At 55.0% G+C, this 8,542-nt stretch carries 7 protein-coding genes and 1 pseudogene; all 8 read left to right on the top strand.

Annotated features, from left to right (window positions below):
• Positions 1 to 1,079: UDP-N-acetylmuramoyl-tripeptide--D-alanyl-D-alanine ligase (locus tag ACPLUI_RS07695; RefSeq protein ID WP_424659682.1), on the top strand; the 1,079-nt coding region annotated here is incomplete at its 5' end.
• A 98-nt stretch (positions 1,080 to 1,177) separates the two neighbouring features.
• Entirely contained in the window at positions 1,178 to 2,179 is a 1,002-nt protein-coding gene (mraY, locus tag ACPLUI_RS07690) for a phospho-N-acetylmuramoyl-pentapeptide-transferase (protein WP_424659684.1), read from the top strand.
• 43 nt (positions 2,180 to 2,222) lie between these two features.
• On the top strand, positions 2,223 to 3,602 hold the full coding sequence (gene murD, locus ACPLUI_RS07685; RefSeq protein WP_424659683.1) for a UDP-N-acetylmuramoyl-L-alanine--D-glutamate ligase: 1,380 nt from the start codon (positions 2,223 to 2,225) through the stop codon (positions 3,600 to 3,602).
• A gap of 68 nt (positions 3,603 to 3,670) precedes the next feature.
• The gene (gene ftsW, locus ACPLUI_RS07680; RefSeq protein ID WP_424659681.1) at positions 3,671 to 4,780 is read left to right on the top strand and encodes a putative lipid II flippase FtsW; all 1,110 of its coding nucleotides are present in this window, start codon (positions 3,671 to 3,673) and stop codon (positions 4,778 to 4,780) included.
• A gap of 14 nt (positions 4,781 to 4,794) precedes the next feature.
• Positions 4,795 to 5,904, top strand: coding sequence for an undecaprenyldiphospho-muramoylpentapeptide beta-N-acetylglucosaminyltransferase (gene murG / locus ACPLUI_RS07675; protein ID WP_424659680.1), 1,110 nt, complete (start codon positions 4,795 to 4,797; stop codon positions 5,902 to 5,904).
• A 149-nt stretch (positions 5,905 to 6,053) separates the two neighbouring features.
• Entirely contained in the window at positions 6,054 to 7,436 is a 1,383-nt protein-coding gene (murC, locus tag ACPLUI_RS07670; protein ID WP_424659679.1) for a UDP-N-acetylmuramate--L-alanine ligase, read from the top strand.
• A complete protein-coding gene (gene murB / locus ACPLUI_RS07665) occupies positions 7,433 to 8,344 on the top strand; it encodes a UDP-N-acetylmuramate dehydrogenase (RefSeq protein WP_424659678.1) in 912 nt (303 codons plus the stop codon). The genes murC and murB overlap by 4 nt, the downstream gene beginning before the upstream one ends.
• A gap of 15 nt (positions 8,345 to 8,359) precedes the next feature.
• Positions 8,360 to 8,542: pseudogene (locus ACPLUI_RS07660) on the top strand (UDP-N-acetylglucosamine 1-carboxyvinyltransferase); the annotation flags it as partial.

Here is an 8,542-nt window from a genome sequence, read left to right as displayed (position 1 = left end):
GTATCACCGGCAGTTCAGGTAAAACCAGTACCAAGGACCTGGTGGGGGCTGCTCTCTCCCGGCGGTTTAAGACCCTGAAAACCACGGGTAACATGAACAATGAAATTGGTTTGCCTCTCACCCTTCTTGAACTGGACGAGTGTTACCAGGCCGTAGTGGTGGAAATGGCCATGCGCGGAATGGGGGAAATTTCCTTTCTTTGCCATGTGGCTCGCCCCACGGGAGCTGTGATCACAAATATAGGTGAGGCTCATATAGAGCGGTTGGGGTCGGTGGACAACATCGCCCGGGCCAAAGGAGAAATCCTGGAGGCCATCGGTCCGGAAGGGTTTGCCGTTTTACACCGGGACAGCCCCTATATCTGGCGGGAGGCGGCCCGTTGCCGTGGCCGGGTGTACTTTTTCGGTATCGGGGGTGATGCGGACATCCTTGGTCTGGATATCCGTCACGAAAAGGGCGGTAACCGCTTTCGGGTGAGGGTGCCCGATGCAAGCGAGTCGGAAATTTATCTGCCCCTGCCCGGACGGCACAATGTAGAAAACGCTCTGGCAGCTGTTGGTGTAGCCTGGGCACTGGGGGTTCCCCTGGAAGAGATTGCTGCTGGCCTGGCAGGAGCAGTTTTGACGCCCATGCGTTTGGAAGTAATTGATTGGCAGGGGCTAAAAATCATTAATGATGCTTATAATGCCAATCCTTCTTCCACCAGGGCTGCCCTTCAGGTACTGGCTGAGACTGAAACCCGGGGGCGCCGTATTGCCGTCCTGGGAGATATGCTGGAACTGGGAGAAGAAGCAAAGGGCGCCCATCGCCGTGTAGGCCGTGATGCCGCCAGGGTGGCTCAATTCCTCATCACTGTGGGTGACCTGGCCGGTTTTATGGCTGACGGAGCCCTGGAGGCTGGCATGTCCGGAAGGTGTATCTTCCGGTGCCTTTCCCGGAGTGAGGCCGCAAGAATACTGAAAGATCTGGTCCAGCCCGGGGATGTGGTGCTGATCAAAGGTTCACGGGGCATGCGTATGGAAGAGATTGTGCAGGCCCTGGTCCGGGGAGAAAACACCTTTTTGTACCAGGACACATAGGCTGGTAGCAGTTGGCTATGGCGGCGCTGGAGCTAGCGGCGTCCGGCATGTGCCGCTAACTTTTGAAGAAGGAGGGAATCCGCCGCAGGTGGTACCGGATGGGGGCTAACAGTTTTTGGCTTCTTTTAAGCAAGGCTTTAATTACTTCACTGACCATCACTCTGCTCTTGGGGCCGCTAATTATACCTCTGTTGCGCCGGCTTAAGTTTGGTCAGAGTGTCCGGGACGATGGACCTGCCACTCACCTTTCCAAGGGTGGTACTCCCACCATGGGGGGGATTATGTTCCTGGCCGGGACATTCGTGGCCGGGTTCTGGCTGGGCCATCATTTTCCCGAGGGTCTTCTGCTGCTTGGAGTTACTGCGGGGTTCGGGCTGATTGGTTTTTTGGACGATTACATTAAGGTGACTTTAAAAAGATCCCTGGGCTTGCGGGCCAGGGAAAAACTTTTCGGTCAGATAATCTTAAGTATACTGCTGGCCTTAGTGGCTGTTTCCACCTTTGGACGGGGTACAGATCTTGTAATCCCTTTCAGCGGTTTTTTTATTCCCGGGGGATTAACCCTGGAGCTGGGAATCTGGGGGTTTATTTTGCTTGCTATACTGGTAGTAGTAGGTGCAGCCAACGCAGTGAATCTTACTGACGGCCTTGACGGTCTCGCTGCTGGAGTAACCGTACCGGTAGCTGCAGCACTTTTACTTATTGCTTTGTTAATGGATAAATTGGGTATTGCTATCGTCATGGCCGCTCTGATCGGAGGTTGCCTGGGCTTTCTGGTATACAATCACCATCCCGCCCGGGTATTTATGGGTGACACCGGTTCCCTGGCCCTGGGAGGGGCGCTGGGGGCAGCAGCAGTATTGACCAGGAGTGAATTGTTTCTGGTCATTATTGGGGGTGTCTATGTTCTGGAGGCACTTTCAGTAATCATCCAGGTAATTTCATTCCAGCTGTTTGGCCGGAGGGTATTCCGTATGAGCCCCTTGCACCATCATTTTGAGCTGGGTGGCTGGAGTGAACAGCGGGTGGTCTACACTTTTTGGGGGCTTGCTGTTATCCTGGCCCTTCTGGGTCTGGCCGGGTTGTATCAACTCGGTTAAGATATCTAAGATTCAACCTGTCTGGAGAAGGAAGGTAATGAACTTGGATTTTGAAGGCAAAAAAGTTCTGGTCATCGGAGCAGGTAAAAGTGGGGTGGCAGTGAGCCGTTTCGTGGCCGCTAAGGGGGCGCAGGTGGTCTTGACCGACCACAAAGATGATGCTTCCTTTGAACCGCCACTCTCATCCCTGGTACCGCCGGAAGTGGAACTCGTGCTGGGCCGCTACCCGGAGGTGGTGGAGGGCAGTTTCGACCTGGTCATAGTCAGCCCCGGGGTACCTCTCACCATTACGCCGGTAGCCCGGGCCCGGGAATTCGGTATTCCAGTGACGGGTGAACTGGAGCTGGCCTACAGCCTGGCCAGGGCACCAATCGTGGCTATTACGGGAACCAACGGTAAAACCACCACGACCACCCTGGTGGGGCAAATTTTTGCTGATGCGGGGATCAAAACCCTGGTGGCCGGTAATATTGGAAAACCTCTGATTACAGAAGTAGAAAAGTATGGAGCTGAGGACCTGATCGTTCTCGAAGTAAGCAGCTTTCAACTTGAGACGACACGGGCTTTCCGTCCCCGGGTGGCCGCAATCTTAAACATAACCCCCGACCACCTGGACCGGCATGGCAGTATGCAGGGTTATGTCGCGGCAAAAGCGCGTATTTTTGCCAACCAGACCGGGGATGATTACACGGTCTTGAATTACGATGATCTTTTGACCAGGGACCTGGCATCACTGTGTCCTGGAAAGGTCATATTTTTCAGCCGGCGGCATAACCTGGAAGAAGGGGTAATCCTGCACAACGGCTACATTGCGGTCAGGGAAAAGGAGAAGGTCTATCCTGTCTTGCCGGTCAGAGCACTTCGCATTCCGGGTGCCCATAACCTGGAAAATGCCCTTGCTGCCGCAGCCTGTGCGTGGGTGCTCGGAATCAGGGAAGCACAGATGGCCGCAACCTTGCGCCATTTCTCCGGTGTTCCCCACCGTCTTGAGTTTGTGGCCGAGATCAACGGTGTGAAATATGTTAACGACTCCAAAGGGACCAATCCCGAGGCGAGTATCAAGGCGCTGGAAGCCTATGATCAGCCCATCGTTTTACTGGCGGGAGGCAGAAACAAAGGCAACGATTTTACCGCTTTTGCCCGTGTGGTGAAGGAGAAAGTACGGTTGCTGGTGGTGCTGGGAGAGTGTGCCCGGGAAATTGAAGCGGCGGCCAGAGCGGCGGGAGTAAAGGAAATTATAAGGGCCGGTGACTTTCAAGATGCGGTTTTCAAGGCGCACCGTGCAGCCCGGCCGGGGGAAATAGTTCTGCTTTCACCGGCTTGCGCCAGCTGGGACATGTTTAAGAATTACGAGGAACGCGGGGAAGTATTTAAACAGCTGGTACATGAGCTGATCTTACGGGAAATGGCAGGGAGACAATAAACGTAAATAGGCGGTGAACGGATTTTACTGAACTTTTTACCTTACCAGGGGAAGGTAGGGATACTTCCATGCGCTTACGCAGGCGGCCACCGGATTTCATACTCTTTGTCACCGTACTCATGCTTTTGAGCCTGGGTATAGTAATGGTTTTTAGCTCCAGTTATTATTTCGCCATGTTTCCGCCCTTTAACAACCCGTTTCATTTTCTGATCCGCCAGTCTATCTGGGCGGTCATTGGTCTCACGGCCATGTTCATCATGATGAATTATGACTACTGGCAGTTGAAACGGTGGGCAGGAGCACTCTTGCTCCTGGCCTTCGCCCTGTTAATGGCCGTGCTTGTTCCGGGAATTGGCGTTTCCAAACTGGGAGCACAGCGCTGGTTGAACCTGGGTCCCCTGAGTTTTCAACCTTCGGAGTTTGCGAAGCTTTGTCTGGTAGTTTTTACCGCCTACGGTCTTTCCCGGCGGCCTGAAAAGATCACCGATTTTCGCCGCGGCATGTTGCCGTACCTGGTGATCATGGCCCTGGCGTCAGGGTTGATTCTCATGCAGCCGGACCTGGGTACAGCCGTAACTCTGGCCGGGACTATTGTGTTAATGCTTTTTGCTGCCGGTGCTTCCCTGGTGCACCTGGGTATCCTGGGTTTCCTGGGTGTGGGAGCCGTGGGCCTGGCCATATGGGTGGAGCCTTACCGCATGAGGAGATTTTTAGCTTTTCTCGACCCGGAAAAAGACCCTTCGGGTGCGGGGTGGCATATTTTGAATTCCCTTATGTCCCTGGGGTCCGGTGGCCTTTTGGGTACCGGCCTGGGGCAGGGTCGCCATTCCAAATTCCTTTACCTTCCCGAGAGACAGACGGACTTTATTTTTGCCGTGATCGGGGAAGAATTGGGTTTCATCGGTGCCTGCCTGGTAATCCTGTTGTTTGTCTTATTTATCTGGCGGGGACTCAAGGTGGCCATTACTACTACCGATCCTTTTGGAAGCCTGCTGGCAGCCGGGATTGTTTCCAGTGTGGGTATCCAGGCAATTATTAATATCGGAGTGGTTACAAGCTCCCTGCCTGTAACGGGAATTACCCTGCCCTTCATCAGCTTTGGAGGGACATCCCTGGTGTTTACCTTGCTGGGAGTAGGGGTGCTGCTCAACATATCCCGCTACAGCGCCCCCAGATGACGGAGGTGGAACATTTGAATTTCGTGGTAACCGGGGGTGGTACAGGAGGACATATTTATCCTGCCCTGGCCATTGCCCGGGGGTTGTTGGCCAGACATCCTGATGCCCGGGTGCTCTACATCGGCCGGTCCGGAGGCCTGGAGGCAGACCTGGTGCCTAAAGCAGATTTACCCTTTCGTTCCATTCCGGTAACCGGCTTGAAACGGAGCATGTCTCCCCGGAATCTGCTGGTTCTCTGGCGGGCAGCGCGAGGGATCCTGCTGGCCCGCGGGATCCTGGCCGATTTTAAACCGAGGGTTGTAATAGGCACGGGGGGATATGTATGCGGCCCGGTAGTCCTGGCTGCCGTTTTGCTGGGTATCCCCACCCTGATCCACGAACAAAATGTCCTGCCTGGTTTGACCAACCGGTTGCTTTCCCGTTTTGTAAGTCAGGTGGCGTTAACCTTTGAGGACGCCCGGCAATATTTTCCACGTAAAGCCCGGATTAAAGTTACCGGGCTGCCGGTGCGCCCGGAATTGCTGGCCTGGCGGCGGGACGAGGCCAGGCGGGCCATGGGTATTCCTGAAGATGCCCGGTTAGTCCTCTCTTTTGGAGGCAGTCAGGGAGCAAGGGTGCTCAACGTGGCTATGGTTGAGGTTTTAAAGCAGTTCCGGGGTCAGACGGGGGTATATTTTCTCCATGTGACAGGGCCTGGCCACTATGAAGAGTTTTGCAGCCGGGCCCGGGAGGCTGGTTTAAACATAACCGGAAATGGCAATATTATCCTTATGCCTTATCTTAATGAAATGCCCCGGGCGCTGGCTGCAGCCGACATTGCCGTCTGTCGTGCCGGGGCAGCTACCCTGGCAGAACTGACGGTGGTGGGGTTGCCTGCCATACTGATTCCCTATCCGTATGCTGCCGGGAATCACCAGGAATATAATGCCCGTTCCCTGGAAAAAGAGGGCGCTGCTCTAGTGATCAGAGATCGGGAGTTAACGGGGTCTTTACTGGCGGAGAGTTTGGCCCGGCTTCTGGCGCAGCCCGCTAAACTGAAGGAAATGGCTGCAGCCAGCCGCCGCCTGGGACGTCCCCGCGCGCTGGATGAAATACTCGAGCTGATAGATAACCTGGCCTGGTAAAAACAGCAGCGGTTCCGCTGTCGTTAAGCCGTGGTATGGCTGGACAAGCCCGGATGCACACCTTTTTCGACCCGGGCATAGTATATGGTGTATTCACGAAGCCGTTGCGTTTAACCAGGAGCTGTAACCCGGAAAGGAGTTGAGAATTCTTGCAGGTACTACCCCGGCGGGTACATTTTATTGGTATTGGCGGAGCTGGTATGAGCGGTCTTGCCAGCATCCTTCTGGATCTCGGTTATGAGATAAGCGGTTCGGATCTTTCCTCCAGTGATACCCTGCGCAGGCTGGAATCCCGGGGGGCCATCTGCCATGTGGGGCATGCTCCGCAAAACCTTGATGACGCACAATTGGTGGTAATTTCCTCAGCGATTAAACCTGATAACACTGAATTGCTGGCAGCCCGGGGGAGGGGCATCCCGGTGATACACAGGAGCGACCTGCTGGCCTGGCTGATGCAACGCCAGGAGGGTATCGCTGTTGCCGGTGCCCATGGGAAGACCACCACCACTTCCATGCTGGCTCTGGTGCTGGAAAAGGGTGGGCTGGACCCGACCATTGTCATCGGAGGTGAATTGAACGATATTGGCGGAAACGCCAAGCTTGGTCGGGGGAAATACCTGGTGGCTGAAGCTGATGAGAGTGACGGGTCTTTTTTAAAGCTGAATCCGCTGGCAGTGATCGTAACCAACATCGAGGATGATCACCTGGACCATTACGGTTCGGTGACTGAAATTAAGAAGGCTTTCCGTCAGTTTATGGGTAAGGTGCCGGAGCACGGCCTGGTTATTGCCTGTATTGACGATCCCAATGTACGGGAAGTATTGCAGGATTTGGACCGTCCGGTGGTTACCTACAGCATCGAGAGTCCCGGTGCTGATTATGTGCTCCGGCATTTATCCCTGAACAGCCAGCATTCCAGGGGAGCAGTGTACTATCGTGATCAATATCTTGGTTCGCTGGAACTTTCCATCCCTGGAAAGCATAATGTTTTAAACGCCCTGGCTGCGGTGGCTGCGGCACGGTGGGTGGGTGTTGATTTTCAAGCTATCGTTTCGATTCTCAAAGGGTTTACGGGGGCCAGAAGAAGGTTCGAACTGCTCGGCGAGGTCGGAGATGTACGTGTGGTGGATGATTATGCCCACCATCCCAGTGAGATAAAGGCTACTTTGCAGGCAGCTCGTCAAACGGGTCCCAAACGACTGATTGTCGTCTTCCAGCCTCATCGTTACACCCGCACGGCCTTGCTGAAGGAACAGTTTGGGGAAGCCTTTGGTGAAGCCGACCTGGTAATCGTCAATGAGATATACAGTGCCGGGGAACAACCCATAGAAGGAGTCAGCGCCCGATTGATTGTCCAGGCCATTGAAAACCATGGCCGCCCACCGGTCGTTTATCTGCCAGCCAGGGAACAGATAGTTAATTACCTGGCTGCCACGGTTCTGCCCGGTGATTTGATTTTAACCGTGGGAGCTGGAGACATCTGGCTCTGCGGTATTGAACTTGTCAAGAGGTTAAGGGAGAAAACAGCATGAATCTACCGGCTGGCTTTAAAGAGTTAAGTAGCCTCTTGCCCGGACAGGTTAAAGCAAATGAACCCATGTCCCGTCATACCACCTGGCGTATCGGAGGTCCGGCGGATATTTTCGTGGAACCGGCAGGAGTGAGGGAGCTGGCCCGGCTGGTTACCTGGGCACACGCCCGTGGCTTTCCCCTGTATTTCATCGGGAACGGTTCCAACCTGCTGGTCAAGGATGGTGGTATCCGGGGCATAGTGGTGAAAATTGGTCGTGCCTTCAGCCAGGTCCAGGTTCACGGGACGACCCTGATTGCCGGGGCCGGGACAATGCTGGGTGTACTGGCAACTGTAGCCCAGAAAAATGGCGTGGGTGGTTTGGAGTTTTGCGCTGGCATTCCTGGGACGGTAGGCGGAGCGGTAGTCATGAATGCTGGTGCCAACGGTTCCTGCATGGCCGACCTGGTACAGGAAGTAACAGTGATGGATCCGTCCGGCGAGCTGGAACGCTGGGGAGCCGGTAAGCTGGATTTCGGTTATCGCACCAGCAATTTGCTGGGCCGTTCGCTGGTGGTCCTTGAGATTACCTGCCGGGGCGTGGCCCGGGATCCAGATTTGATTCGTGCAGAGATGGAACAGTATATCGCCCGCCGCCGTGCCTCCCAGCCCCTGTCCTACCCAAGCGCAGGCAGCGTATTTAAAAATCCGCCCGGGGGAAAGGCTGGCTGGTTGATTGAACAGGCCGGATGCAAAGGCATGCGCCAGGGTGATGCTCAGGTGTCACCGGTTCACGCCAATTTCATTGTCAACCTGGGGAGGGCGACTGCCCGGGATGTTCAAATCCTGATTCAACGGGTGCAGCAACTGGTCTACGAGCGCTTCGGGATAACACTAACTCTCGAGGTACAGGTTCTCGGGGAGGATTGATGCGGGGGTGACACCATGGTCAGGTTCTCTATTACGGGCGGCAATCCCCTGCGGGGTACCGTGCGGGCTAGTGGGAGCAAAAACGCCACCCTGCCGATTCTGGCCGCCTGTCTGTTGCACGGGGCACCCAACGTTATCCTGCAGGTGCCGGCGCTAAAAGATGTGGCAACCATGTGTGATGTCCTGGAGCACCTGGGG

Source organism: Desulfofundulus sp. (assembly GCF_049701015.1).
Classification (GTDB): Bacteria; Bacillota; Desulfotomaculia; order Desulfotomaculales; family Desulfovirgulaceae; genus Desulfofundulus.
Note: the sequence above shows the minus strand (reverse complement) of the source record. Positions and strands in the feature narration are given on the sequence as shown.